Raw genomic sequence first — 26537 nt, forward strand, 5'->3', positions numbered from 1 at the left:
GCTGGTCTTAGCGACGCAGACCCAGACTGCCGATCAAGCTGCTGTAGCGGGCCAGATCCTTGCTCTTCAGGTAGTCCAGCAGCTTGCGACGCTGGTTAACCATGCGGATCAGGCCGCGACGGGAGTGGTGGTCCTTCTTGTTGTCCTTGAAGTGACCCTGCAGCTTGTTGATGTTTGCAGTCAACAGAGCTACCTGGACTTCAGGAGAACCGGTATCACCTTCACCACGTGCATACTCGGATACGATTGCAGCTTTTTCTTCAACGCTCAGTGCCATGACAGCTATTCCTCTGAGGTAACAGGCCGGGATTTAGGTCCCGTGTTTTAAATCGAGCAATGACCGTGCCTGTTGACAGCCACCCTCGTTGTGACCCTCATGGGTCCACTTCCAGCAGGCGCTACTGCAGCGCCTGCAAAAAGTCATTCAGCCATTGAAGCGCATCAGACGCTTGGGTGCCACCCGAGCGTCATCGGTCATCTCACCGATACCGATGAAGCGCCCCTCGTGATCGCACAGGCGCACCATGCCGAACGCCGGACTACCCGGTACGCGTACCGCCTGACCGTGGTTGAGATAGTAGGCAGTCTGCTCGGTGAGATTGACTATCGGCCAGTCCTCCAGCCCACTGTCGATTGGCAGCAGCAGATGATCCAGCGCCTGGGCGCCACCGTCGGCATGCAGCGCCTCGAGCGTTTCCAGGGTCACCGCCCGGGTCAGGTCGAAGGGACCGGCCTGGATCCGGCGCAGTTCGGCAACATGCGCGCCACAACCCAGCGCGGCGCCGATATCCTCGACCAGAGTGCGGATATAGGTACCCTTGCTGCAGTACACCTGCAGGCGCAGACGGTCGCCTTCCAGACCAAGCAGTGTCAATCGGCGTATGGTAACAGATCGCGGCTTGCGCTCCACTGTTTCTCCGGCGCGGGCCAGCTTGTACAGCGGCTGGCCATCGTGCTTGAGCGCCGAATACATCGGCGGGATCTGCTCGATCTCACCGGTAAAGCGCGGCAACAGCGCTTCCACCTCGGCCAGCGTGGCCTGGCACGGCTTCATTTCCAGCACCTCACCCTCGGCATCGCCGGTGGTGGTGGTCATGCCCAGCCGTGCTTCGGTGATATAGGCCTTGTCCGCATCCAGCAGGTACTGGGAGAACTTGGTCGCCTCGCCCAGGCACAGCGGCAGTACGCCACTGGCCAACGGATCGAGACTGCCGGTATGGCCGCCCTTGCTGGCATTGAACAGCCAACGCACCTTCTGCAGGGCGGCATTGGAGGTCATGCCCAGGGGCTTGTCGAAAATCAGTATGCCGTCGATATCACGGCGCTTGCTGCGGGGTGCCGACACGTCTACTCCTCATCATCCCTGGCATGCTGGCGGTCCTGTGCCACCGCCCGCTCGATAAGGGAGGACAGATGCACGCCACGGCGCACGCTCTCATCATAGTGAAAATGCAGCTGCGGTATGCTGCGCAGCTTCATCACTCGCCCCAACTGCACCCGCAGGAAACCGGCAGCATCCTTCAGGGCTGCCAGATTCAGCGCGATATCCTCGTCGCTGGCCTCGCCCATCAGGGTGATGAAAATCTTCGCATGCGCCAGGTCGCGGCTGACTTCGGCGGCGGTGACGGTAATCATGCCTACACGCGGGTCGCGCACTTCGCGCTGGATCAGCAGGGCCAGCTCACGCTGCATCTGATCGGCTACCCGCTGGGTACGGCTGTATTCTTTGGCCATAACATTGCACTCGGAAATTCAGTGAAGCTGAAAACACCAAAGCCGGAAGCCACCCGCAGGCGACTTCCAGCTTCCGGCTGTCAACTTCTGACTGGCGTTTACAGGGTTCGTGCCACCTGAACCCGTTCGAAGACCTCAATACGGTCACCGACACGCACATCGTTGTAGTTTTTCACGCCGATACCGCATTCCATGCCATTGCGTACTTCGGCGACGTCATCCTTGAAGCGGCGCAGCGATTCCAGCTCGCCCTCGTAGATGACCACGTCTTCACGCAGTACACGGATCGGACGGTTGCGGTACACGGTACCTTCGATGACCATACAGCCGGCCACCGCGCCGAACTTGGGCGAACGGAACACGTCACGCACCTCGGCGACACCGAGGATCTGCTCGCGCACATCGCTGCCCAGCATGCCGGACAGGGCCTTCTTGACGTCATCGATGATCTCGTAGATCACGCTGTAGTAGCGCAGATCCAGGCCCTCGGCCTCGATCACCTTGCGCGCCGAGGCATCGGCACGGACGTTGAAGCCGAAGATCACCGCATTCGAGGCCAGCGCCAGGTTGGCGTCGGTTTCGGTGATACCGCCCACGCCACCGGAGACGATCTTGACCTGGACTTCGTCGTTGCCCAGTTCGTTGAGCGAACCCTGCAGTGCCTCGAGGGTACCGCGCACATCGGTCTTGATGACGATGTTGAGGGTCTTCTTCTCGCCCTGGCCCATGTTCTCGAACATGTTCTCCAGCTTGGCCGACTGTTGACGGGCCAGCTTGATCTCGCGGAACTTGCCCTGACGGAACAGCGCCACTTCGCGGGCCTTCTTCTCGTCAGCGACCACGGTCATCTCGTCGCCGGCTTCCGGGGTACCATCAAGACCCAGGATCGCCACCGGAATGGACGGACCCGCTTCCTTGACGTTGTTGCCGTTCTCGTCGAGCATGGCGCGCACCCGGCCATGGTTGACCCCGGCCAGCACCACGTCGCCCTGGCGCAGGGTACCGTTCTGTACCAGTACGGTGGCGATCGGGCCACGGCCCTTGTCCAGGCGCGATTCGATCACCACGCCACGCGCCGGTGCCGCTGGCTGGGCCTTGAGTTCGAGTACTTCGGCCTGCAACAGAACCGCTTCAAGCAGCTCGTCGATGCCGGTACCGACCTTGGCCGAAACGTGGACGAACATGGTGTCGCCACCCCATTCCTCGGGGATCACGTCACGGGCAGCCAGGTCGTTCTTGATGCGATCCGGATCGGCCTGCTCCTTGTCGATCTTGTTCACCGCTACCACCAGCGGTACGCCGGCAGCCTTGGCATGCTGTACGGCTTCCTCGGTCTGCGGCATCACGCCGTCATCGGCGGCCACCACCAGGATCACGATATCGGTGGACTGGGCGCCACGGGCACGCATCGCGGTGAACGCGGCGTGGCCGGGTGTATCCAGGAAGGTGACCATGCCGCGATCGGTCTGCACATGGTAGGCACCGATGTGCTGGGTGATCCCGCCCGCCTCGCCGGAAGCGACCTTGGTGCGGCGGATATAGTCGAGCAACGAGGTCTTGCCGTGGTCGACGTGACCCATGACGGTCACCACCGGGGCGCGGCTGACTTCCTCGCCTTCGAACTGCATGGCTTCAGCCAGGCGGTCTTCCAGGTCGCTTTCCCTGACGTGCTTGACCTGATGGCCCATGTCTTCGGCGACGATGGTCGCGGTGTCCTGGTCCAGCACCTGGTTGATGGTCACCATGTTGCCGTTCTTGAACATGTACTTGATGACCTCGGCCGCCTTGACCGACATCTTCTGGGCCAGTTCGGCCACGGTGATGGTTTCACCGATTACCACTTCTCGCACTATAGGTCCTGTCGGCTTCTCGAAGCCGTGCTGATTACGTTTCTTCTGCGCCTTGAGCTTGCCGGCACCACCACGACGACGGGCACCAGCATCGTCATCATCGCTCGCCCGCGCACCACCACGACCCTTGCCCGGACCACCAGCGCGCTTGCGGCTGCGCTCGTCTTCCTCGGCCCGGTCCTTGCGGCGCTGCTCGTCCTTCTTCTTCGCTGCCGCTGCCGGTGACGGCGCAGCTGCGGGCTGCGGCGCGACGGCTGCCGCTACCGGCTGCGCCTCGACCACAGGTTCGGCAGCGGCCACTGGCGGCTCGGGCTGCTGTGCCTGGGCCTGGGCAGCCTGCGCTTCGGCAGCCTGACGGGCTGCTTCCTCGGCGGCCTTGCGGGCTTCCTCTTCCTCGGCCAGGCGACGTGCTTCGGCTGCAGCCTGACGGGCTTCCTCGGCGGCACGCAACTCTTCCAGCTCGCGCTGACGCTCGGCTTCCAGGTCTACTTCGTCACGCTTGACGTAGGTCCGCTTCTTGCGAACTTCCACGTTGACGGTTTTGCTACCCGCCACTTTCAGGGTGCTGACGGTTTTACGCGTCAGGGTGATTTTGCGCGGCTCCTGCGCGGAGTCGCCATGGGCACTTTTCAGAAACGTCAGCAGGCGCTGCTTTTCTTCATCCGACACGGATTGCTCCGCGCGGGTCTGCGTCAACCCGGCTTCCTGCATCTGTTGCAACAGGCGCTCTACCGGCGTGCCTGTTACCTGAGCCAATTCTTTGACCGTCACTTCCGCCATTCACTTTCTCCTCAGTCGGGGACCTGGCGTTGCCGCCGGGTGATGCTGCTACCAGCCGACCGGTTTATTCAAACCAGGGTGCCCGGGCTGCCATGATCAGGGCGCCGGCGCGGGCTTCGTCGATTCCATCTATGTTCAGCAGGTCATCCACGGATTGTTCCGCGAGGTCTTCCATGCTGAGAATGCCTTGGGCCGCGAGCTGGAATGCCAGGGCGCGATCCATCCCCTCCATATTCAGCAGATCGTCCGCAGGCTGGACCTCTTCCAGTTTTTCCTCGTTGGCAATCGCCTTTGTCAGCAGGCGATCCTTGGCCCGGGAACGCAGCTCGTTGACGATATCCTCATCGAAACCGTCGATTTCCAGCATCTCTTCCATGGGTACGTAGGCGATTTCCTCCAGGGAGGTGAAGCCCTCGTCGACCAGGATCTGCGCCAGCTCCTCATCCACGTCCAGTTCGTCGATGAAATTGCGCAGCACATCGCCGGTCTCGGCTTCCTGCTTGGCGCGGATATCGTCTTCGGTCATGACATTCAGCGTCCAACCGGTCAGTTGGCTGGCCAAGCGGACGTTCTGACCGCTGCGACCGATAGCCTGGGCCAGGTTGTCCTCGGCCACGGCGATATCGATGGTATGCGTGTCTTCGTCCAGAATGATCGAGGCCACCTCGGCCGGGGCCATGGCGTTGATCACGAACTGGGCGAGGTTGTCATCCCACAGGACGATATCCACACGCTCGCCACCCAGCTCACCGGACACCGCCTGGACGCGTGAGCCGCGCATGCCGATGCAGGCGCCCTGCGGATCGATGCGCTTGTCCTTGGAGCGTACCGCGATCTTGGCGCGGGAACCCGGGTCGCGGGCGGCGCCCATGACTTCGATGAGTTCCTCGGAAATCTCCGGCACCTCGATGCGGAACAACTCGATGATCATTTCCGGACAGGCTCGCGACAGCACCAGCTGCGGACCACGATTCTCCTCGCGGATATCCTTGAGCAGTGCGCGGATGCGGGTACCGGTACGGAAGGTCTCGCGCGGAATCATTTCCTCACGCGGCAACACCGCCTCGGCATTGTTGCCCAGGTCGACGATGACACTGTCACGGGTAACCTTCTTCACCGTGCCGCTGATGATCTCACCCAGGCGGTCACGATAGGCATCAACCACCTGGGCGCGCTCGGCCTCGCGGACCTTCTGCACGATGACCTGCTTGGCGATCTGCGCGGCGATCCGGCCGAACTCGACGGACTCGATCTTCTCCTCGACCACATCGCCGACGTTCAGCGCCGGATCGCGCTCGTGGGCCTGGTCCAGAGCCAGTTGCATGCCGGGCTCTTCGAAGTCGTCATCCACCACCACGGTCCAGCGGCGGTAGCTGTCGTAGTTGCCGGTCTGGCGGTTGATCGCCACCCGCACATCCACTTCGTCTTCGTAGCGCTTTTTGGTGGCCGTGGCCAATGCCAGCTCCAGAGCCTCGAAAATGACTCCGGGCGGTACGCCCTTCTCATTGGAAACGGATTCCACAACCAGCAGCACTTCTTTGCTCATCGTATGCCTCGCCTAACGCCATCCATTGGGGCCACTGGAGCCCGAAAAATGCTCAAAACCGCGGAATGATATGACTTCTGTCGATGGAATCGATCGGCAGCAGGTATTCATGATCCTCGACCTGCAACACCACCTCATCGCCTTCCACCCCGCGGATGACACCCTGAAAATTCCGCCGGCCATCATAGGGCACGCGCAATCTGATCTTGGCCTGCTCGCCCACATAGGCGGCAAACTGTTCGAGAGTGAACAACGGTCTGTCCATTCCCGGAGAAGACACCTCCAGAGTGTAATCACCGCTGATCGGGTCTTCCACATCCAGCACCGCACTGGCTTGCCTGCTCACCGCGGCGCAGGCTTCCACGCTGACGCCGTCGGGGTGATCGATATAGACCCGCAGCAGACTGTGACGTCCCTGCGAGAGAAACTCGATTCCCCAACAACGATAGCCCAGAGCTTCGACAACCGGGACCAACAGGCTCTCCAATTCGGTAACTTTGCCGGACAATTTCACCGCCTTTCTTTCACGAATAAAAAATGGGCCTGAAAGCCCATCCTGGTTCCGGCCACTTCACCTCGGTGAAGTCCGGAGTTAACAAAAAGCCCCTGAAAAGGGGCCTTTGACTGGTTGCGGGGGCAGGATTTGAACCTACGACCTTCGGGTTATGAGCCCGACGAGCTACCAGACTGCTCCACCCCGCGGCGAATCCGAGGCATGAATTATACGCCCGGTGGCCAAACAAGACAACCTGACACATTCAGCCGGAAAGCAACAGGGCCTGCATAGTGCAGGCCCTGTCTGATTGGTGCGGAAGATGGGACTCGAACCCATACACCCTAAGGCACTACCCCCTCAAGATAGCGTGTCTACCAATTCCACCACTTCCGCAAAACTGTTGACTCAGTCGACGACGGGAACATCATCCGTCGCGGGAGCCTGAGGAGCCTGTTCTTCAAGAACAGGTATATCTTCACTGACCGGGGCAACCGGCTGGCTCTGCAGGGCCGGCATCGGCAAACCCGCATCGCGAATCTCACCGGCCTTGTGACTGGCATAGTAAGCCAGACCCAGCGAGGTCAGAAAGAATACAGTGGCCAGCACAGCTGTCAAGCGGCTAAGGAAAGTCGCCGAGCCCTGACTGCCGAAAACCGTACCGGACGCGCCCGAACCAAAGGAAGCACCGGTTTCCGCGCCCTTGCCCTGCTGGATGAGGATCAACCCCACCAGCGCAATAGCGATCAGAAGATGCACAATCACAACAACGGTTTCAATCATTAAACTTGTCCCGCGGCACGAGCGATCGCACCAAATTCATCTGCGTTGAGAGAGGCTCCACCTACAAGCCCTCCGTCGATATCCGGCATGCCGAACAATGCCTCGGCATTTTCCGCCTTGACGCTGCCGCCATAGACGATCTGCACACACTGGGCCTGCTCGTCATCCTGCAGCGCCAGACGCGCCCGGATCATCGCGTGCACTTCCTGCGCCTGCTCCGGGGTAGCGGTCAAACCGGTGCCAATCGCCCAGACCGGCTCGTAGGCCACCACACCCTGGGCCAACCCACCGACGCCAAAGGTATCCAGCACGGCTTGCAACTGGCGCCCGACCACCTCCGCGGTTTCACCCGCATCATGCTGCTCACGCGTCTCGCCGACACAGAGAATCGGACGCAGACCACAAGCCAGCGCGGCGGCGAACTTGCGACAAATCACCTCATCGGTCTCGCCGAACAGGCTGCGCCGCTCGGAATGACCGACCAGCACGTATTCACATCCCGCATCACGCAGCTGAGCCGGGGAAATCTCACCGGTCAACGCACCGGGCTCGGCCTGGTAGGCGCAGCTCTGACCGGCCAACCGCAACGGCGAACCAGCCAGTGCTTCACGGCACTGCTGGACATACAGCGCCGGCGGCGCGATCAGCAGATCGACCTGTTCCGGCCACTGCTGCGCATTCAACCCGGAGAGCAACTCATCAACGGAGTGCCGAGTACCGTACATTTTCCAGTTTCCGGCGACCAGCGGACGACGCATGCCTAACCTCTCTGCTCAAGCGGGCGCCAATGTTAACCAAGTTGCCACCACGACACAACCGCCTTTTCAGCCGGCAGCGAACATTTTCTGTACCTGCGCCGCCAACGCCTCGGCCTCCCGGGTGACCTGGACAGCATCCTGGCCTTCGACCATCACCCGGATCACCGGCTCGGTCCCCGACAGGCGCAGCAGTACCCGACCCGAATCACCCAAACGCCCCTCGGCATCGGCCACCGCCGACTTCAGCGCCGGCGATTCCAGCGGCGAGCCGCCATTGTTCTGATAGCGCACATTGATCAGCTTCTGCGGGCACTTCTGCATGCCCTTGCAGGCCTGGGCCAGCGTCTTGCCCGACATGCGTAGCGCTCGCAGCACCTGCAGCGCGGCGATGATACCGTCACCGGTGGTGGTGTGGCGCAGGCATACCAGGTGCCCGGAAGACTCACCACCCAGCGTCCAGCCACGTTGTTGCAGCTCGGCCATCACGTAGCGATCACCGACCTTGGCACGGATAAAGGGAATATCCCGCTCGCGCAGAGCCAATTCCAGACCCAGGTTGCTCATCAGCGTGCCGGCCACACCGCCTTCCAGCAGCCCCCGCTCGTACAGATCCAGGGTCATGATGTACAGCAGCTCGTCACCATCGACCGGATTACCCTCGGCGTCGACCATCATCACCCGGTCACCGTCACCATCGAAGGCAATGCCCATGTCGGCCTGACGCTCGACTACCGCCTGCCCCAGCGCCGCCAGATCGGTCGAGCCGACCCCGGCATTGATGTTCAATCCATCCGGTGCGGCGCCGATCACGCTGACCTGGGCGCCGAGTTCGGAGAATACGCTCGGCGCGACCTTGTAGGTGGCGCCGTTGGCGCAATCCAGAACGAGCTTCAGGCCCTTGAAACTGGTACTGGTCGGCACGCTGCTCTTGCAGAATTCGATATAGCGGCCCGAGGCGTCCTCGACCCGCGCCACCTTGCCCAGCGCACTGGACTCAACCACCTGCATGGGCGAATCGACCAACCGCTCGATCTCGTGCTCCAGCGTGTCCGGCAGCTTGGTGCCCTGGGCGGAAAAGAACTTGATGCCATTGTCGTAGTAGGGATTGTGCGAAGCACTGATGACGATCCCCGCATCGGCCTTGAAGGTCCGCGTCAGGTAGGCGATCGCCGGTGTCGGCATCGGCCCGAGCAACTGGACCTGGGCACCAGCGGCGGACAGCCCGGCCTCCAGCGCCGACTCGAACATGTAGCCGGAAATCCGCGTGTCCTTGCCGATAACCACCCGGCACTGACCGTCATGCCTGAAAGCGGTACCGACAGCCCAGCCAAGCTTGAGCATGAATTCCGGGGTAATCGGGTGGGTGCCGACCAGGCCGCGAATGCCGTCGGTGCCGAAATAGCGCTTTTCCATATGAGAGAGTCCTGACTCAGTAAAATCGGTGAAAACCCCGACAGCGCTGGCTGGCTAACCCTGCTCCGCCGCCATCACCGCCTCCGCCATGCGCACGGCATCGACGGTTTCCGCCACATCGTGTACGCGAATGATACGCGCACCCTTGGTCACCGCAAGCACCGCCAGTGCCAGACCACCCGGCAGCCGCTGGTCCACCGGCCGATCAAGGGCCTGGCCGATCATGCTCTTGCGTGATACGCCCACCAGAATCGGCAGGTCGAGCGGCTGCAGCTGCGGCATTGCAGCGAACAGTTCGAGGTTGTGCTGCAGGCTCTTGCCAAAACCGAAGCCCGGGTCCAGCACCAGCTTGTTGCGCTCGATCCCGGCCTGCAGACAGGCTTGGACCCGCTGCTCGAGGAAGGAGTTCACTTGCACCAGCACCGAATCATAATGCGGCGCCTGCTGCATGGTCTGCGGATCGCCCTGCATGTGCATCAGGCATACCGCCAACCCGGAATCGACCGCCGCCTGCATCGCGCCCGGACGACACAAGGCACGGATATCATTGATCAGCCCGGCGCCCACCGCCGCCGAGCCACTGATCACCTCTGGCGTACTGGTGTCGATCGATACCACGGTATCGAAGCGGGCCTTGATGGCTTCCACCATGGGCACCACCCGATCGATTTCCTCCTGGACACTGACCAGTGCAGCGCCGGGCCGGGTCGACTCGCCACCGATATCGATCAGCGTCGCACCGGCGGCCAGCATCTGCTCGGCATGCGCCAATGCCGCATCGCGGCGCGTGTAGCGCCCACCATCGGAAAACGAATCAGGAGTGATATTCAGAATACCCATGACATGGGTACGGGAAAGGTCAAGCTCCCGGTCACCGCAAGGCAACCGGGAGTTATTGCGGGCTTGTGTCATGCTGCTCTCAGTGTTCGCCTGCAGGACCGCCAATCACACCGTCATCACGGGGCTCATCCTTGGAGTCCGGCGCGGCATCCTGCGAGGTTGCCCCAGCGCCGGGACCACGGCGATCATCGTCAGCCCACCCCTTGGGCTCACGGACCGGCTTGCCGCTCATGATGTCATTGATCTGCTCGACATCGATGGTTTCGTACTTCATCAGCGCCTCGGCCATGAGATCCAGCTTGTCACGGTTCTCCTCCAGCAGGCGCTTGGCGGTGGCATAGCACTCGTCGATGATGCTGCGCACCTCCTCGTCGATCAGCCGCGCGGTCTCACCCGATACATTGGCATGCTGGCTGCCGGCACTGCGACCAAGGAATACCTCACCCTCTTCTTCGGCATACATCAGCGGACCAAGCTTCTCCGACAACCCCCACTTGGTCACCATGTTCCGCGCCAGCTGGGTGGCACGCATGATGTCGTTGGAGGCACCGGTGGTCACCCCATCGAAGCCCAGGGTCATCTCCTCGGCGATACGACCGCCGAACAGCGAGCAGATCTGGCTGATCAGCGCGCGCTTGGACAGGCTGTAGCGATCTTCCTCGGGCAGGAACATGGTCACACCCAGGGCACGTCCGCGCGGAATGATCGAGACCTTGTATACCGGGTCGTGTTCGGGCACCAGGCGGCCAACGATGGCGTGGCCCGACTCGTGGTAGGCGGTATTGAGTTTTTCCTTATCCGACATGACCATCGATTTGCGCTCGGCGCCCATCATGATCTTGTCCTTGGCCATCTCGAACTCGTTCATTTCAACCAGGCGCTTGCCGGCCCGGGCAGCGAACAGCGAGGCCTCGTTGACCAGGTTGGCCAGGTCGGCACCGGAGAAGCCGGGCGTACCGCGGGCGATCGCCGACGGCACCACGTCATCACCCAGCGGCACCTTGCGCATGTGCACCTTGAGAATCTGCTCACGACCACGGATATCCGGCAGTCCGACCACGACCTGACGGTCGAAACGGCCCGGGCGCAGCAGTGCCGGGTCCAGTACGTCGGGACGGTTGGTCGCTGCGACCACGATGATGCCATCGTTGGCCTCGAAGCCGTCCATCTCCACCAGCAGTTGGTTCAGGGTCTGCTCACGCTCGTCGTGACCGCCACCCAGACCGGCACCACGATGCCGACCCACGGCATCGATCTCATCAATGAAGATGATGCAGGGCGCGTGCTTCTTGGCCTGTTCGAACATGTCACGCACACGACTGGCGCCGACACCGACGAACATTTCCACGAAATCCGAACCGGAGATGGTGAAGAACGGCACCTTGGCCTCGCCGGCAACCGCCTTGGCCAACAGTGTCTTACCGGTACCCGGCTGCCCGACCATCAGTACACCGCGGGGAATGTGCCCACCGAGGCGCTGGAACTTGCCCGGGTCGCGCAGAAACTCCACCAGCTCGCTGACTTCCTCCTTGGCCTCGTCGCAACCGGCGACATCGGCGAAGGTGGTCTTGACCTGGTCCTCGGACAGCATCCGCGCCTTGCTCTTGCCGAAGCTCATCGGCCCGCCGCGGCCACCGCCGCCGCCCTGCATCTGGCGCATGAAGAACATGAAGATGGCGATGATGATCAGGATCGGGAAGCTGGCGATCAGCAACTGGGTCCAGATGCTCTGACGCTCCGGCTGCTTGCCTTCGACCACAACATTGTTGTCCAGCAGATCGCCGATCAGCCCGTTGTCCTGAATGGCCGGGCGTACGGTCTTGAACGTCTCGCCATCACGGCGCTTGCCGGTAATGACGAAACCGTCCACGGTCACACGTTCGACCTGGCGATCGTTCACCAGCTCGAGAAATTCGGTGTAATTCAGCGTACGCGGCTCGGCGGGACTGCTGAAATTATTCATCACAGTCACCAGCACTGCAGCGATGATCAACCACAGAATGAGGTTTTTCGCCATATCGTTCAAATTGCTATCCTCTTGCCCCGCCATCTGGATGATCGGAGCCTGGCTGTATTCGTCGTTTATCCGGCCTGTCTACCTTACACCAGATTCCACCACCACGGCAGTTCCAGCTGTGTAACGCGCTATGTCACCTCTGCCCGTCATTCACCCTTGAAGCCCCTGCCCAGCAGGTAGGTTTCCCGGGAGCGATCCCGGGATGCTCCCGGTTTGCGCGTGACGATCTTGTCGAACCGGCCGCGCATTTCCCTGAAGTACTCGTCGAACCCTTCACCGTGGAACACCTTGATCAGGAAGTCGCCACCCGGGCGCAATACCCTGCCGGCCATGTCCAGCGCCAGCTCACACAGATACATGGCGCGAGGCTGGTCGACGGCAGGCGTACCACTCATATTGGGGGCCATATCGGAAATAACAAGGTCCACCGGGTGCCCGCCGATCGCCGCGAGGATCGCCTCGAACACCGCATCCTCGGTAAAGTCGCCCTGGATGAAGACCACATCCGCGATGCTGTCCATGGGCAGGATGTCGGATGCGATGATCCGTCCCTTCTCGCCGATCACCCGACTGGCGACCTGCGACCAGCCACCCGGTGCCGAACCCAGGTCGAGCACGGTCATGCCCGGCCGCAGCAGACGATCCTTTTCCTGGATTTCCAGCAGCTTGTAGCTGGCCCGGGAGCGGTAGCCGTCCTTCTGTGCCTGTTTGACATAGTGATCGTCAAAATGTTCTTTCAGCCAGCCCTTGCTGGTCTTTGATCTTGCCACGGAATACCTCATGCAGCGGATCGCGCCGCCGGTTATACTAGGCTCCTTTATCGATACTCATCTATCGACACTCATCGAACAGGAACTCATACGGATCATTATGGCGCTCAGCTCCGAACAGAAAAAAGCCTACAAACGCATCGCCCACCACCTCAAGCCGGTAGTGATTGTCAGCGAGCAGGGTGCCAGCGAAGGCGTTCTGGCCGAACTCGATCGCGCCCTGAGCGATCATGAACTGATCAAGATACGCATCACGGTGGGCGACCGCGAGACCAAGCAGGCGCTGATTGGCCAACTCTGCCAGGCCGCGGGCGCAGAACTGGTGCAGGTAATCGGCAAGATGGTTGTCCTGCTGCGGCGCAACAAGAAGCCCAACCCCAACCTGTCCAACCTGGTGCGTTTCAAGGATTTCTGACCCTTCTGCCCGCCTTTACAGCGAAACCGCTGATCGCGCCGAGGCGGCGCTCCTACAATCAGAACACAGCTGCACATCCAGCTGTAGGAGCGTCACCCCGGCGCGATAGATAGTTGCAACCACCACACCAAACTCAGCGGGACACTGTCTCATCCGGCCGCGGCTGCAATATCAGCACCAACCCGGCAAAGGCCAGCACCAGATAACTGAACAGCTGCCAGTAGACACCGTTAGGCAGTTGGCCCACGAGGAAGAAGGCAGCCGCTGCCAACATCACCAGCAGCAGCAACTGGCCGCGCAGATCACGCCAGATCGCCACCCCCAGCACCGAGCAAGCGACCATATATTGCAGTAGCGCACACACCGCGGCAAACCCGACCAACAGCGGACGCATGAAACCGGCGATCTCGTCGATCAGCAGTGGCGCCAGCCCGAACCGCTCCAGCGCCGGCAGCATGACGAAATGCAGCATCCAGATACCACCGACCCATAACGTCTGGGCCAGCTGCCAGGCTACCCTGCCGCTACGCATGGCCGGCAGAGCGGCAGCGAAGTTCAAAGGTGCTGAACTTCAACGATTTCATACTCGACAACGCCGCCCGGGGTCCTCACCGCCACGACATCGCCCTCTTCCTTGCCGATCAGCGCCCGGGCAATCGGTGAGGTCACCGAGATCTTGCCTTCCTTGATCTCCGCCTCATCCTCACCGACGATCCGATACTGCACCTCTTCGTCGGTATCGACGTTGGCGATATTCACCGTGGTGCCGAAGATTACCTTGCCGGTATGCGCAATGGCGGTGACATCGATCACCTGGGCCGCCGACAGGCGACCCTCGATATCACGGATGCGCGCCTCGACCATGCCCTGCTGTTCGCGGGCAGCATGGTACTCGGCATTTTCCTTCAGATCTCCCAGCTCCCGCGCTTCGGCGATGGCCTGGGTGATCTGTGGCCGCATCACCGATTTCAGGTGCTTGAGCTCGTCTTCCAGGGCCTGGGCGCCCTGCTTGGTCATGGGATATTTCATGATCTTATAATCTCTCGTGCAGGTCCTGGAGGCGGCGCACAGCGCGCTCCGGTCCGAATTTCAATGCCATGCATACCGCCTGGCCACCCGCCAGGGTGGTGGTGGAGTAGACCTTGTGCTGCAGGGCATTGCGACGAATGGAATAGGAGTCGGCGATCGACTGCCGGCCTTCGGTGGTGTTGATCACCAGGCGAATCTCGTCGTTCTTGATCATGTCGACGATGTGCGGGCGGCCTTCGGTGACCTTGTTCACCCGGCGTACCGGCAGGCCGGCCGCTTCGATGACCTTGGCCGTACCTGTGGTCGCCACTACCTCGAAGCCCAGCTCGATCAGCTCGCCAGCCATCTCGGCGACGAAAGGCTTGTCGTCTTCACGCACACTGATGAACACGGTGCCAGAGGTTGGCAGCACTTCGCTGGCGCCCAGTTGCGACTTGGCAAACGCCTCGGCGAAGCTGTCGCCGATACCCATCACCTCGCCGGTGGATTTCATTTCCGGCCCGAGGATGGGGTCGACACCAGGGAACTTGGCGAACGGGAATACCGCTTCCTTGACACTGTAGAAGTTCGGAATCACCTCTTCGGTGAAGCCCAGTTCCTTGAGCGTCTTGCCAGCCATCACGCGGGCGGCGATCTGCGCCAGCGACTGACCGATGCACTTGGAGACGAAGGGCACGGTACGCGAGGCGCGCGGATTCACTTCAATAACATAGATGGTGTCACCCTGCAGCGCCAGCTGCACGTTCATCAGACCGACCACACCCAGCTCCAGCGCCATGCGCTTGACCTGATCGCGCATCTGGTCCTGGATCTCGGCCGACAGCGAGTACGGCGGCAGCGAGCATGCCGAGTCACCGGAGTGCACACCGGCCTGCTCGATATGCTGCATGATGGCGCCGATCACCACGTCGGTACCGTCGGATACCGCATCCACGTCGATCTCGATCGCGCAATTGAGGAAGTGATCCAGCAGCACCGGGCTGTCGTTGGACACTTTCACCGCATCACGCAGGTAACGCTTGAGCTCGTCTTCCTGATAGACGATCTCCATGGCCCGCCCACCCAGTACATAGGACGGACGCACCACCAGCGGGTAGCCGATCTTCGCGGCGGCGCTGATCGCCTCATCTTCGCTGCGCACGGTGGCGTTCGGCGGCTGACGCAGTTTCAGGCGCTCGACCATCTGCTGGAAGCGCTCGCGGTCTTCGGCGCGGTCGATGGCCTCGGGGCTGGTACCGATGATCGGCACACCGGCCTCTTCGAGGGCGCGGGCGAGTTTCAGCGGGGTCTGGCCGCCATACTGCACGATCACGCCCTTGGGCTGCTCGACACGGACGATTTCCAGCACATCCTCCAGCGTCACCGGCTCGAAATACAGGCGGTCGGAGGTATCGTAGTCGGTGGACACGGTTTCCGGGTTGCAGTTGACCATGATGGTCTCGTAACCGTCTTCGCGCATCGCCAGCGCGGCGTGCACGCAGCAATAGTCGAACTCGATGCCCTGGCCGATGCGGTTCGGGCCGCCACCCAGCACCATGATCTTGTCGCGGGTCGACGGGCTGGCTTCGCACTCTTCCTCGTAGGTCGAGTACATGTAGGCGGTGTCGGTGGCGAACTCGGCGGCGCAGGTATCCACCCGCTTGTACACCGGGAACACGCCCAGCTTGTGGCGCTGCGAACGCAGGTTCTTCTCGCTCACGCCCAGCAGCTGTGCCAGGCGGATATCGGAGAAACCCTTGCGCTTGAGGCGGTACATCAGATCACGGTCGATCTCGGCCAGGCCCATCTCACTGATACGGCTTTCATCCTTGATCAGATCCTCGATCTGCACCAGGAACCAGGGATCGATCTTGGTCAGCTCGAAAATGCGCTCGACACTCATGCCGGAGCGGAAAGCGTCGCCGAGATACCAGATGCGCTCGGCACCCGGCACGGTCAGCTCGCGGGTCAGCGTGGTGGCGGCGTCGGCAGCATTCAGGTCCAGTTGCGGATCGAAGCCGCAGGAGCCCACTTCCAGACCACGCAGTGCTTTCTGCAGCGACTCCTGGAAGGTACGACCGATGGCCATGACCTCACCCACCGACTTCATCTGGGTGGTCAGGCGGGCGTCGGCATTGGGGAACTTCTCGAAGGCGAAACGCGGAATCTTGGTCACTACGTAGTCGATCGACGGCTCGAAGGACGCCGGGGTGCGGCCACCGGTGATATCGTTCTGCAGCTCGTCGAGGGTATAGCCGACTGCCAGCTTGGCGGCGATCTTGGCGATCGGGAAGCCGGTGGCCTTGGAGGCCAGCGCCGAGGAGCGCGACACCCGCGGGTTCATCTCGATCACCACCATGCGGCCATCGACCGGGTTGATGCCGAACTGCACGTTGGAGCCGCCGGTTTCCACACCGATCTCACGCAGCACCGCCAGCGAGGCGTTGCGCATGATCTGGTATTCCTTGTCGGTCAGCGTCTGGGCCGGCGCCACGGTGATGGAGTCACCGGTATGCACACCCATCGGATCGAAGTTCTCGATCGAGCAGACGATGATGCAGTTGTCCTTTTTGTCGCGGACCACCTCCATCTCGTATTCCTTCCAGCCGATCAGCGATTCGTCGATCAGCAGTTCCTTGGTCGGCGACAGGTCCAGACCACGGTTGCAGATTTCCTCGAATTCCTCGCGGTTGTAGGCAATGCCGCCACCGGTGCCGCCCATGGTGAACGAAGGACGGATGATGCACGGGAAGCCGACCTTGTCGAGCACACCGTAGGCCTCATCCATATCGTGGGCGATACCCGAGCGCGGGCATTCCAGGCCGATGTCACGCATGGCCTTGTCAAACCGCGAGCGATCCTCGGCCTTGTCGATGGTGTCGGCGTTGGCGCCGATCATTTCCACACCGAACTTTTCCAGCACGCCGTGCTTTTCCAGGTCCAGCGCGCAGTTCAGCGCGGTCTGGCCACCCATGGTCGGCAACAGTGCGTCCGGGCGCTCCTTCTCGATGATCCGCGCCACGGTCTGCCACTTGATCGGCTCGATGTAGGTGGCGTCGGCCATTGCCGGGTCGGTCATGATGGTGGCCGGGTTGGAGTTGACCAGGATGACGCGGAACCCTTCCTCGCGCAGCGCCTTGCAGGCCTGGGCGCCGGAGTAGTCGAACTCACAGGCCTGCCCGATCACGATGGGACCGGCGCCGAGGATCAGAATACTTTTTATATCAGTACGTTTTGGCATAGTGTGCAATTAATCCTTGGATGTGTCGGCGACTCAGGCGCTTTTGGTCATGGCTGCAATGAAACGCTCGAACAGCGGAGCCACATCACCCGGCCCGGGACTGGCCTCGGGATGCCCCTGGAAGCTGAAGGCGACCTTGTCGGTGCGCTCGATCCCTTGCAGGGTGCCGTCAAACAGTGATTTGTAGGTCGCCCGGACATTGGCCGGCAGATTGGCTTCGTCCACCGCGAAACCATGGTTCTGGCTGGTGATCATCACCTCGCCGGTAGCCAGGTCCTGCACCGGGTGGTTGGCACCATGGTGCCCGCTGGCCATCTTCACGGTGCGCGCACCGGATGCCAGTGCCAGCAACTGGTGGCCCAGGCAGATGCCGAGAATCGGCGTATCGGTTTCCAGCAGTTCCTGGATCGCCTTGATCGCGTAATCGCACGGCTCTGGGTCACCGGGACCATTGGCCAGCAATACGCCATCCGGGTTCAGCGCCAGCACGTCGGCAGCGCTGGTCTGCGCCGGTACCACGGTCAGGCGGCAGCCACGGGCGACCAGCATGCGCAGGATGTTGTACTTGACGCCGAAGTCGTAGACCACCACGTGGTGGGGCAGCTGCGCGGTGTCGATGGTCGGATAGCTGTCAGTCGCCAGATCCCAGGTGCTCTCGCGCCATTCATAGGCTTCCTTGACACTGACTTCCTTGGCCAGGTCCATACCCTTCAGACCAGGGAAGCCGCGTGCCAGCTCCAGCGCCTTTTCTTCGGAGGCATCTTCACCCGCCATGATGCAGCCATTCTGGGCACCCTTCTCCCGCAGCAGGCGGGTCAGGCGACGGGTATCAACCCCGGCGATGGCCACCGTGCCGTTCTCCTTCAGGTAGTCCGCCAGCGGTTGGCGATTGCGCCAGTTGCTGGCCACCAGCGGCAGATCACGAATCACCAGGCCCGCAGCCCAGACCTTCCAGGATTCGGCATCCAGCGGTGTGGTTCCGGTATTGCCGATGTGCGGATAGGTCAGCGTAACGATCTGGCGCGCGTAGGACGGATCGGTGAGGATCTCCTGATAACCGGTCATGGCCGTATTGAAGACGACCTCGCCGACACTGTAACCGTCGGCGCCGATGGCCTCACCGCGGAAAATGCTACCGTCGGCTAGGGCGAGAATGGCGGGCTTGGACAAGAAAACCTCCGAAAGACTGACACGTTTTTGCCAAACGCGGGCTGCACAAAAGCGGGAATGATGTGTTCTCCACTTCACCCCACTGCAAAGGCATTGTCAGATACGCGCTGAGATAGACAGATTAGCCCGGCATTTTACCGGTTTGATCAGTAAATATCCACACCGACTATCCAGTGTTCCGCCAGCGTACAGGACGCTTTCGCATTCTGTTTCATAATCGCCACGAACATGCTAAAACTGCATGCGGATCAGGCTTCCCGGCCAGCAGAGCACGGGAGCATTCTGCCGGCCATGGATGCACCGCCGCCCCGGTCGGACCAGGATTTACAAAAAAAACAGGGACTCCGAACAATGAAAACCTCCATGAAGTACCTCCTGCTGCTATTGTTTCTCGTCTTCGCCGCCCAGGCTCACGCCGATGCGCAGCAGGCGCAGAACCTGCACGAGCTGCGTAGCGAGGGTTATCGCGCCGCTACCTTCCTGCTGATCGACAACAATCTGTTCGAACGCGTTCGCGAGCCAGGCAACCGCGAAGCCTACAACGCGGCACTGGCGAACATGGAAAAACTGCTGCGACTGCTGGACAATCCCAGCGCGTTGCGCACAACCTACAATGAATTCGTCAGCCTGATTCGTGAACTCGAGAACCAGACCCAGGAGGAAGCGCACTACCACCTGGCCACGGTCAATCGCATCATGATGGCCCATGCCGAACTGGACAAGGCCGCCGCCGCGCAATATTCACCGCTGGCCGGCGAGATCGGCGAGAACCTCCACGCCCTGCACCAGCAGAGCCTGGAAACCAGCCAGATCCTGCTGCTGTACCAGAACAGCATGTTCAGCTCGATCGGCGTGTATTTCATCGAGACCGGTGAAAGCGTGTTCCAGGCCATGGATGCCAGCATCATCCAGCGCTCCGCCACACTGAAATCCCTGCTGCCGGACATGTCCGCCACCCTCAACGACCTCGACAAGCAGTACAGCTTCATCCAGCCGCGCCTGCTGAACCATCGCTCGGACTGGGTTCCCACCATCGCCGCCTTCTATCTGCTGCGCAACACCGAGACGCTGAACGACCTGGCCCGCGAGCAGGTGCGCCAGAGCAAGGCCAGCTAACGGCGAGACGTAAAAAAGCCCGGCTCAGGTTTCCCTGGCCGGGCTGTAGAACGTGATCGCCGCCATCAATCGCGCAGCGACAACACATCCTGCATGTCATACAAACCGGTCGACCGGTCCGCCAGCCAGATCGCCGAGCGCACCGCGCCCTTGGCAAAGGTCATGCGGCTGGACGCCTTGTGGGTGATCTCGACCCGCTCGCCTTCGGTGGCAAACAGCACAGTGTGATCCCCCACTACATCACCGGCGCGCACGGTAGCGAAACCGATGGTATTGCGATCCCGAGCACCGGTCTGACCTTCGCGACCATAAACCGCCACTTCCTGCAAATTGCGACCCAGCGCATCGGCCACCACTTCACCCATGCGCAGGGCGGTGCCGGACGGCGCATCCACCTTGTGCCGGTGGTGCGCCTCGATAATCTCGATATCCGCCTCGTCACCCATGACCCTGGCGGCCATGTCCAGCAGCTTGAGGGTCAGATTGACGCCGACGCTGAAGTTCGGCGCGAATACCACCGATACATCCTGCGCAGCGTTGGCGATCAACTGCTTCTCCTCTTCGGAGAAGCCGGTAGTCCCGATCACCATGGCCTTGCCCGCGGCACGACAGGCTTCGAGATTGAGCAGCGTGCTGGTGGGATGGGTGAAGTCGATCAACACATCGAAATCATCCAGCACCGCATTCAGATCACCGACAATGCTCACACCGAGCTTGCCGACGCCGGCCAGCTCGCCGGCATCGGCACCGATCAAGCTGCTCTGCGGCCGCTCGATCGCCGCCGTCAGGGTCGCTCCTTCCGCTTGCTGGATGGCTTCGATCAGGGTCTTGCCCATCCGCCCGGCTGCGCCGATTACCGCTATTCTTCTCATGTTGGCCCCGATCAGAACTTCATGTCTTCAAAAAAATTCTTTACGCCTTCGAACCAGCTCTTGGCCCGCGGCGACTGATTGCTGCCCTCGGCCTGCAGCGTATCACGCAGCTCGCCCAGCAGTTCGCGCTGACGCTTGGTCAGGTTCACCGGCGTCTCGACCACTACCCGGCACAGCAGGTCACCAGCCGAGCCACCGCGTACCGGCACCACACCCTTGCCGCGCAGGCGGAACAGCTTGCCGGTCTGGGTCCCGTCGGGGATCTTCAGCTTGACCCGGCCATCCAGGGTCGGCACTTCCAGCTCGCCACCCAGCGCCGCATCGGCAAAGCTGATCGGCACTTCGCAGTACAGGTTCTTGCCGTCGCGCTGGAAGATCTTGTGCTCGCGCACCGACACCACCACGTACAGGTCACCGGACGGCCCGCCATTGACGCCCGCCTCGCCCTCGCCAGCCAGACGAATGCGATCGCCGGTATCCACGCCCGCCGGCACCTTGACCGACAACGTCTTGTGTTCCTCGACGCGGCCCTGACCATGGCAGTCCTTGCAGGGATCGGTGATCATCTGCCCGGTGCCGTGGCAACGGGGGCAGGTCTGCTGTACCGAGAAGAAACCCTGCTGCATGCGCACCTGACCGTGACCACCACAGGTGGTACAGGTCACCGGGCTGGTACCCTTCTTGGCGCCACTGCCGTCACAGGTCTTGCAACTGACCAGGGTCGGCACCCGAATGGTGACCGAGGTACCGCGCACCGCCTCTTCCAGGTCCAGCTCGAGGGTATAGCGCAGGTCACTGCCACGCTGCACGCTGGAACGACCGCGCCCACCGCCACCACCGAAGATGTCGCCGAACACATCGCCGAAGATATCGGAGAAATTGCCGCCACCGAAACCAGCACCACCGGCGCCCATGCTCGGATCGACACCGGCATGACCATACTGGTCGTAGGCTGCCCGCTTGCTGGCGTCGGTAAGAACCTCGTAGGCCTCGTTGGCCTCCTTGAATTTCTCTTCCGCGTCCTTGTCATCCGGATTGCGGTCCGGGTGATACTTCATTGCCAGCCGGCGATAGGCCTTTTTCAGCTCGGCTTCACTAGCGCCGCGCTCAACGCCCAGCACTTCATAATAGTCACGCTTGGCCATATATCTTGTTTCCTTTAGAAAGCCCTACGGCACAAACGGCAACGCGGGAATAGCTCCCGCGTTGCCTTGCCGCGTTGTGTACCGGGCCGCGATAGACGCCTGGCCCGGTCACGCAAGGACTACTTGTTGTTGTCCTTGACCTCTTCGAACTCGGCGTCGACGACATCATCGGCGTCGGCATTGCCACTGTCACCGGCATTGGCTTGGGCATCACCCTGGGCTGCCTGCTCGGCATACATCTTCTGCACTACCGGCGCGGAGACTTCGGACAATGCATTGATCTTCGCTTCGATCGCTGCCTTGTCATCGCCCTTGATGGCTTCTTCCAGCTCGGTCAGCGCCTTCTCGATAGCCGCCTTCTCTTCGTCGGAAGCCTTGTCGCCCGCTTCGGTCAGGGTCTTGCGGGTAGCATGTACCAGCTGATCGCCCTGGTTGCGCGTAGTGACCAGCTCCTCGAACTTGCGGTCTTCCTCGGCGTTGGCCTCGGCATCACGCACCATCTGTTCGATCTCTTCATCGGACAGACCGGAGTTGGCCTTGATCACGATGGACTGCTGCTTGCCGGTAGCCTTGTCCTTGGCGGACACGTTGAGAATACCGTTGGCGTCGATGTCGAAGCTGACCTCGATCTGCGGCACGCCACGCTGCGCCGGCGGAATGTCGGCCAGATCGAAGCGACCCAGCGACTTGTTCTGCGACGCCTGCTTGCGCTCACCCTGCAGCACGTGAATGGTCACGGCGGTCTGGTTGTCATCGGCAGTGGAGAACACCTGCGACTTCTTGGTCGGGATGGTGGTGTTCTTCTCGATCAGCGTGGTCATCACGCCGCCCATGGTTTCGATACCCAGCGACAGCGGGGACACGTCCAGCAGCAGCACATCCTTCACGTCACCGGCCAGTACCGCACCCTGGATCGCAGCACCCACGGCAACCGCTTCATCCGGGTTGACGTCCTTGCGCGGCTCCTTGCCGAAGAACTCGGCAACGGTCTTCTGCACCAGCGGCATACGGGTCTGACCACCGACCAGGATCACCTCGTTGATCTCGGAGATGTCCAGGCCGGCATCCTTCATGGCGATGCGGCACGGCTCGATGCTGCGCTTGACCAGCTCTTCGACCAGCGACTCCAGCTTGGCACGGGTGACCTTGACCTGCAGGTGCTTGGGCCCGGTGGCGTCAGCGGTGATATACGGCAGGTTGACGTCGGTCTGCTGACTGGACGACAGCTCGATCTTGGCCTTCTCTGCTGCCTCTTTCAGGCGCTGCAGGGCCAGCGGGTCGTTGTGCAGGTCAACACCGTTTTCCTTCTTGAACTCGTCGGCCAGATAGTCGATCAGGCGCATGTCGAAGTCTTCACCACCGAGGAAGGTGTCACCGTTGGTGGCCAGCACCTCGAACTGATGCTCGCCATCCACCTCAGCGATCTCGATGACCGAGACGTCGAAGGTACCGCCACCCAGGTCATATACGACCACGGTGGAGTCGCCGCGGGCCTTGTCCATACCGTAGGCCAGTGCGGCAGCGGTCGGCTCGTTGATGATCCGCTTGACGTCCAGACCGGCGATGCGGCCGGCATCCTTGGTGGCCTGACGCTGACTGTCGTTGAAGTACGCCGGCACGGTGATCACCGCCTCGGTGACCGGCTCGCCCAGGTAGTCCTCGGCGGTCTTCTTCATCTTCTTCAGCACTTCAGCCGAAATCTGCGGCGGCGCCATCTTCTCGCCCTTGGCTTCAACCCAGGCGTCACCGTTGTCGGCCTTGATGATCTTGTAGGGCACCAGCTTGATGTCCTTCTGCACCACGTCCTCATCGAACCGGCGGCCGATCAGACGCTTGACCGCGTTCAAGGTGTTCTGCGGGTTGGTGACCGACTGACGCTTGGCGGACTGACCGACCAGGGTCTCGCCATCATTGGTATAGGCAACGATGGAAGGCGTGGTACGACCACCTTCGGCGTTCTCTATCACCTTGGCCACGCCATTTTCCATGACAGCGACGCAGGAGTTGGTGGTCCCCAGGTCGATACCGATAATCTTACCCATGTGCTATGTCTCCAAATATGCTGGCCGCGCATTACTCAGCGGCGCTGTACGATCTGTGTATGAGCCCTAGATGGGGCCGCAGAAAATCAATTTCAAGCCTGTTCGTTAATCGATCCGCCCGATTGCCCCGCACCGGCCTTGCTGACCACGACCATGGCCGGGCGCAGCAGGCGCTCGTTGATGGTGTAGCCCTTCTGAAACACCTTGATCACGGTATTGGGCTCGACATTGTCGCGCTCTTCCATGGTCATCGCCTGATGCAGGTCCGGGTTGAAGGGTTCGCCGTGCGGGTCGACCGCGACGACCTGGTAACGCTCCAGGGTGTCGGCGAACAGTTTCAGGGTCAGCTCCATGCCATCGCGCATGGGCTTGATCGCTGGATCCTCGTCGCTGGACAGCTCGAGGCCACGCTCCAGGCTGTCCACCACCGCCAGCAGGTCATTGGCGAAACGCTCCAGAGCGAACTTGTGCGCCTTGGTCACTTCCTGCTCGGCACGGCGACGTGCATTCTGCACATCGGCAGCGGCACGCAGAGCCTGATCCTGGGCAACAGCCAACTGCTCTTCCAGATCAGCGATACGGGCCAGCAGCTCTTCTTCCTGCGTGGCAGCAGCCTGCTCCTGCTCGGCAATGGCTTCCTCGTCCTGCAGATCCTGTCTCTGTTCGTCCACCATGTATGTCTCCTGTCTGACAAAATAAAGGCGATGCGGCCCGCAGGCCGAACTGATCTTCACTGGCTCCTATATGGGGGCCTCGATTCCGTGTTCAAGGGGGTTGAACAACAAAGCATCACTACTGTATAAATAACCAGAACAACAAATCTCGGAGAGCGACTCCATGCTGCTGCACCTGGCGGTGAACAATTACGCGATCGTCGACCATCTCGAGCTGGAACTGGACCAGGGCATGACCGTCATCACCGGCGAGACCGGTGCCGGCAAATCCATCATGCTCGACGCGCTGTCACTGACCCTCGGCGACCGTGCCGACAGCGGTGCGGTGCGCCCCGGCGCCGACAAGGCGGACATCCTCGCCACCTTCGATATCAGCGACATCCCCGAAGCCGCGCAGTGGCTGGAGCAGCGCGACCTGGCCAGCGGCGAACCGCAGGTCATCCTGCGCCGGGTGGTCACCGCCGAAGGGCGCTCGCGCGCCTACATCAACGGCAGCCCCTGCCCGCAACAGGACCTCAAGGCCCTGGGCGAAATGCTGATCGACATTCACAGCCAGCACGAACACCAGTCACTGCTGAAAACCGATACCCATCGCCGCCTGGTGGATGAATACGCCGGCGCCAGCGATCTGGCCCGCCAGGTGCAGCTGGCCGCCCAGCGCTGCCGGCAGACCGAGCAAGCCCTGAAACAGGCCAGCGATACCAACGAGGAACAGAATGCCCGCGTGCAGCTGCTCAGCTACCAGCTGGAAGAGCTCGACAACCTGAGCCTGCAGGAAGGCGAGCTGGAGCAACTGGAAGGCGAGCAACGCCAGTTGGCCAACGCCGAACTGATCATGCAGTCCTGCCAGCAGATCATCAACATGTGCAGTGAGAGTGATGGCGGCAGCGTGCTGCAGGCGCTGACGTCGAGTCTCAGCCGCCTCGGCAGCCTGCGCGAACACAGCCGCAGCCTGGACGAGGCCCATGACCTGCTGGCCGGCGCGCAGATCCAGGTCGAGGAAGCGGTAGGCGAGCTGACCCGCTATCTGGATCATTTCGAAGCCGACCCCCAGCGTCAGCAACAGGTCGAGGAGCGTCTTGGCGTGATCCATGATCTGGCACGCAAGCACCGGGTCAATGCCGAAGAACTTCCCGCCCTGCAGCAGCAACTGATAGACGAACTGGAAGGCATCCAGCAACTCGGCGCGGATAAGGAGCGCCTGACAGAAGAGCTGCAGGCCTACCGTGAACACTATGTGGCACTGGCCACCCGACTGTCCGACACACGGCGCAAGGCAGGACAACGGCTGGCCAAGGCCGTGACCGGCGAAATCCAGCAGTTGGGCATGCCCGGCGGGCAGGTACAGGTGCAGCTGCATCCGTTGCCGGCAGAGCAGTATCCGCTGCAGGGCCTGGAAAATATCGAGCTGCTGGTCAGCGCCAACCCCGGCCAGCCAGCCAAGCCGCTGGCCAAGGTGGCCTCCGGAGGCGAACTGTCACGTATCAGCCTGGGCATCCAGGTGATCACCGCCCAGACTTCGCGGGTGCCCACGCTGGTATTCGACGAAGTGGATGTGGGGATTGGCGGACCGACTGCCGAGATCGTCGGCAAGCTGCTGCGCCAATTGGGGGAACGCGGCCAGGTGCTGACCGTCACCCACCTGCCGCAGGTCGCCGCGCAGGGGCATCAGCATCTGTTCGTGCGCAAGGATCAGAAGCGCGGCTCGACCCGCACCTGTATCGACACGCTGGACCAGGAAGGTCGCGTGCACGAGGTCGCCCGCATGCTGGGCGGCGTGGATCTTACCGAAGAATCCCTGGCCCACGCCCGCAAACAGCTGGCGAGATAGGGTTGGTCGGGGCGGCAATCCATCGCCCGCCCGCGGCAC

At 61.6% G+C, this 26537-nt stretch carries 23 protein-coding genes and 2 tRNA genes; 3 read left to right on the plus strand and 22 right to left on the minus strand.

The window, feature by feature from the left end; genetic code table 11:
- Positions 1 to 7: 7 nt before the first annotated feature.
- The 14 genes from rpsO to rlmE form a co-directional block, all read right to left on the minus strand.
- Positions 8 to 277: a 30S ribosomal protein S15 gene (gene rpsO, locus CQ007_RS14780; protein WP_105646612.1), complete on the minus strand. Its 270-nt coding sequence runs from the start codon at positions 275 to 277 to the stop codon at positions 8 to 10.
- 147 nt (positions 278 to 424) lie between these two features.
- The gene (gene truB / locus CQ007_RS14785; RefSeq protein ID WP_105646613.1) at positions 425 to 1345 is read right to left on the minus strand and encodes a tRNA pseudouridine(55) synthase TruB; all 921 of its coding nucleotides are present in this window, start codon (positions 1343 to 1345) and stop codon (positions 425 to 427) included.
- Between the two features lie 2 nt (positions 1346 to 1347).
- Entirely contained in the window at positions 1348 to 1734 is a 387-nt protein-coding gene (gene rbfA, locus CQ007_RS14790; RefSeq protein WP_105646614.1) for a 30S ribosome-binding factor RbfA, read from the minus strand.
- Between the two features lie 98 nt (positions 1735 to 1832).
- Positions 1833 to 4364, minus strand: a complete 2532-nt coding sequence (gene infB, locus CQ007_RS14795) for a translation initiation factor IF-2 (RefSeq protein ID WP_105646615.1) — start codon at positions 4362 to 4364, stop codon at positions 1833 to 1835.
- A gap of 64 nt (positions 4365 to 4428) precedes the next feature.
- Positions 4429 to 5910: a transcription termination factor NusA gene (gene nusA / locus CQ007_RS14800; RefSeq protein WP_105646616.1), complete on the minus strand. Its 1482-nt coding sequence runs from the start codon at positions 5908 to 5910 to the stop codon at positions 4429 to 4431.
- Between the two features lie 52 nt (positions 5911 to 5962).
- A complete protein-coding gene (rimP, locus tag CQ007_RS14805) occupies positions 5963 to 6418 on the minus strand; it encodes a ribosome maturation factor RimP (RefSeq protein WP_158256783.1) in 456 nt (151 codons plus the stop codon).
- A 117-nt stretch (positions 6419 to 6535) separates the two neighbouring features.
- A tRNA-Met gene (locus CQ007_RS14810) sits at positions 6536 to 6612 on the minus strand.
- Between the two features lie 102 nt (positions 6613 to 6714).
- A tRNA-Leu gene (locus tag CQ007_RS14815) sits at positions 6715 to 6799 on the minus strand.
- A gap of 12 nt (positions 6800 to 6811) precedes the next feature.
- A complete protein-coding gene (gene secG / locus CQ007_RS14820; protein WP_105646617.1) occupies positions 6812 to 7186 on the minus strand; it encodes a preprotein translocase subunit SecG in 375 nt (124 codons plus the stop codon).
- A complete protein-coding gene (gene tpiA, locus CQ007_RS14825; protein ID WP_105646618.1) occupies positions 7186 to 7944 on the minus strand; it encodes a triose-phosphate isomerase in 759 nt (252 codons plus the stop codon). Before tpiA ends, secG begins: the two co-directional genes overlap by 1 nt.
- Positions 7945 to 8010: 66 nt before the next feature.
- Positions 8011 to 9357, minus strand: a complete 1347-nt coding sequence (glmM, locus tag CQ007_RS14830) for a phosphoglucosamine mutase (protein WP_105646619.1) — start codon at positions 9355 to 9357, stop codon at positions 8011 to 8013.
- Between the two features lie 54 nt (positions 9358 to 9411).
- Positions 9412 to 10269, minus strand: a complete 858-nt coding sequence (gene folP, locus CQ007_RS14835; protein ID WP_105646667.1) for a dihydropteroate synthase — start codon at positions 10267 to 10269, stop codon at positions 9412 to 9414.
- 7 nt (positions 10270 to 10276) lie between these two features.
- Positions 10277 to 12214, minus strand: coding sequence for an ATP-dependent zinc metalloprotease FtsH (gene ftsH, locus CQ007_RS14840; protein ID WP_105646668.1), 1938 nt, complete (start codon positions 12212 to 12214; stop codon positions 10277 to 10279).
- A gap of 146 nt (positions 12215 to 12360) precedes the next feature.
- Positions 12361 to 12984 (minus strand): 23S rRNA (uridine(2552)-2'-O)-methyltransferase RlmE, encoded by a 624-nt coding sequence (rlmE, locus tag CQ007_RS14845; RefSeq protein ID WP_105646669.1) that lies wholly within the window; start codon positions 12982 to 12984, stop codon positions 12361 to 12363.
- Positions 12985 to 13084: 100 nt separating this feature from the next.
- Between rlmE and yhbY the strand changes: the two genes are divergently transcribed.
- Complete coding sequence (gene yhbY, locus CQ007_RS14850) at positions 13085 to 13399, plus strand: ribosome assembly RNA-binding protein YhbY (RefSeq protein ID WP_105646670.1); 315 nt, start codon at positions 13085 to 13087, stop codon at positions 13397 to 13399.
- Between the two features lie 133 nt (positions 13400 to 13532).
- On the opposite strand, the gene CQ007_RS14855 is transcribed toward yhbY, so the two are convergent.
- The 4 genes from CQ007_RS14855 to carA are packed head-to-tail and all read right to left on the minus strand — an operon-like array spanning position 13533 to position 18818.
- On the minus strand, positions 13533 to 13931 hold the full coding sequence (locus tag CQ007_RS14855) for a DUF4149 domain-containing protein (protein WP_105646671.1): 399 nt from the start codon (positions 13929 to 13931) through the stop codon (positions 13533 to 13535).
- A 23-nt stretch (positions 13932 to 13954) separates the two neighbouring features.
- Positions 13955 to 14431: a transcription elongation factor GreA gene (gene greA, locus CQ007_RS14860; protein ID WP_105646620.1), complete on the minus strand. Its 477-nt coding sequence runs from the start codon at positions 14429 to 14431 to the stop codon at positions 13955 to 13957.
- A gap of 1 nt (position 14432) precedes the next feature.
- The gene (gene carB, locus CQ007_RS14865; protein ID WP_105646621.1) at positions 14433 to 17648 is read right to left on the minus strand and encodes a carbamoyl-phosphate synthase large subunit; all 3216 of its coding nucleotides are present in this window, start codon (positions 17646 to 17648) and stop codon (positions 14433 to 14435) included.
- A gap of 33 nt (positions 17649 to 17681) precedes the next feature.
- Positions 17682 to 18818 (minus strand): glutamine-hydrolyzing carbamoyl-phosphate synthase small subunit, encoded by a 1137-nt coding sequence (gene carA, locus CQ007_RS14870; protein WP_105646622.1) that lies wholly within the window; start codon positions 18816 to 18818, stop codon positions 17682 to 17684.
- Between the two features lie 363 nt (positions 18819 to 19181).
- Between carA and CQ007_RS14875 the strand changes: the two genes are divergently transcribed.
- Positions 19182 to 19934, plus strand: coding sequence for a hypothetical protein (locus CQ007_RS14875; protein WP_105646623.1), 753 nt, complete (start codon positions 19182 to 19184; stop codon positions 19932 to 19934).
- 65 nt (positions 19935 to 19999) lie between these two features.
- Here the strand turns inward: CQ007_RS14875 and dapB are convergent, their stop codons facing one another.
- The 4 genes from dapB to grpE form a co-directional block, all read right to left on the minus strand.
- On the minus strand, positions 20000 to 20806 hold the full coding sequence (dapB, locus tag CQ007_RS14880) for a 4-hydroxy-tetrahydrodipicolinate reductase (RefSeq protein WP_105646624.1): 807 nt from the start codon (positions 20804 to 20806) through the stop codon (positions 20000 to 20002).
- Between the two features lie 11 nt (positions 20807 to 20817).
- Positions 20818 to 21951 carry a molecular chaperone DnaJ gene (dnaJ, locus tag CQ007_RS14885; protein ID WP_105646625.1) on the minus strand — a complete coding sequence of 378 codons (1134 nt, stop codon included), beginning with the start codon at positions 21949 to 21951 and terminating at the stop codon, positions 20818 to 20820.
- Between the two features lie 119 nt (positions 21952 to 22070).
- The gene (gene dnaK, locus CQ007_RS14890) at positions 22071 to 23993 is read right to left on the minus strand and encodes a molecular chaperone DnaK (RefSeq protein ID WP_105646626.1); all 1923 of its coding nucleotides are present in this window, start codon (positions 23991 to 23993) and stop codon (positions 22071 to 22073) included.
- Between the two features lie 92 nt (positions 23994 to 24085).
- Entirely contained in the window at positions 24086 to 24667 is a 582-nt protein-coding gene (gene grpE / locus CQ007_RS14895; RefSeq protein WP_105646627.1) for a nucleotide exchange factor GrpE, read from the minus strand.
- A gap of 163 nt (positions 24668 to 24830) precedes the next feature.
- Between grpE and recN the strand changes: the two genes are divergently transcribed.
- Positions 24831 to 26498, plus strand: coding sequence for a DNA repair protein RecN (gene recN / locus CQ007_RS14900; RefSeq protein ID WP_105646628.1), 1668 nt, complete (start codon positions 24831 to 24833; stop codon positions 26496 to 26498).
- Positions 26499 to 26537 lie beyond the last annotated feature (39 nt).

The sequence above is a fragment of the Pseudomonas sp. MYb185 genome, assembly GCF_002979975.1.
Lineage (GTDB): Bacteria > Pseudomonadota > Gammaproteobacteria > Pseudomonadales > Pseudomonadaceae > Halopseudomonas.

Bases quoted from the DNA above. Each gene is read 5' to 3' on its own strand.
- rpsO (WP_105646612.1), bottom strand. From the start codon at position 277: ATGGCACTGAGCGTTGAAGAAAAAGCTGCAATCGTATCCGAGTATGCA.
- rbfA (WP_105646614.1), bottom strand. From the start codon at position 1,734: ATGGCCAAAGAATACAGCCGTACCCAGCGGGTAGCCGATCAGATGCAG.
- infB (WP_105646615.1), bottom strand. From the start codon at position 4,364: ATGGCGGAAGTGACGGTCAAAGAATTGGCTCAGGTAACAGGCACGCCG.
- nusA (WP_105646616.1), bottom strand. From the start codon at position 5,910: ATGAGCAAAGAAGTGCTGCTGGTTGTGGAATCCGTTTCCAATGAGAAG.
- secG (WP_105646617.1), bottom strand. From the start codon at position 7,186: ATGATTGAAACCGTTGTTGTGATTGTGCATCTTCTGATCGCTATTGCG.
- tpiA (WP_105646618.1), bottom strand. From the start codon at position 7,944: ATGCGTCGTCCGCTGGTCGCCGGAAACTGGAAAATGTACGGTACTCGG.
- glmM (WP_105646619.1), bottom strand. From the start codon at position 9,357: ATGGAAAAGCGCTATTTCGGCACCGACGGCATTCGCGGCCTGGTCGGC.
- folP (WP_105646667.1), bottom strand. From the start codon at position 10,269: ATGACACAAGCCCGCAATAACTCCCGGTTGCCTTGCGGTGACCGGGAG.
- ftsH (WP_105646668.1), bottom strand. From the start codon at position 12,214: ATGGCGAAAAACCTCATTCTGTGGTTGATCATCGCTGCAGTGCTGGTG.
- yhbY (WP_105646670.1), top strand. From the start codon at position 13,085: ATGGCGCTCAGCTCCGAACAGAAAAAAGCCTACAAACGCATCGCCCAC.
- CQ007_RS14855 (WP_105646671.1), bottom strand. From the start codon at position 13,931: ATGCGTAGCGGCAGGGTAGCCTGGCAGCTGGCCCAGACGTTATGGGTC.
- carB (WP_105646621.1), bottom strand. From the start codon at position 17,648: ATGCCAAAACGTACTGATATAAAAAGTATTCTGATCCTCGGCGCCGGT.
- CQ007_RS14875 (WP_105646623.1), top strand. From the start codon at position 19,182: ATGAAGTACCTCCTGCTGCTATTGTTTCTCGTCTTCGCCGCCCAGGCT.
- dapB (WP_105646624.1), bottom strand. From the start codon at position 20,806: ATGAGAAGAATAGCGGTAATCGGCGCAGCCGGGCGGATGGGCAAGACC.
- dnaJ (WP_105646625.1), bottom strand. From the start codon at position 21,951: ATGGCCAAGCGTGACTATTATGAAGTGCTGGGCGTTGAGCGCGGCGCT.
- dnaK (WP_105646626.1), bottom strand. From the start codon at position 23,993: ATGGGTAAGATTATCGGTATCGACCTGGGGACCACCAACTCCTGCGTC.
- grpE (WP_105646627.1), bottom strand. From the start codon at position 24,667: ATGGTGGACGAACAGAGACAGGATCTGCAGGACGAGGAAGCCATTGCC.
- recN (WP_105646628.1), top strand. From the start codon at position 24,831: ATGCTGCTGCACCTGGCGGTGAACAATTACGCGATCGTCGACCATCTC.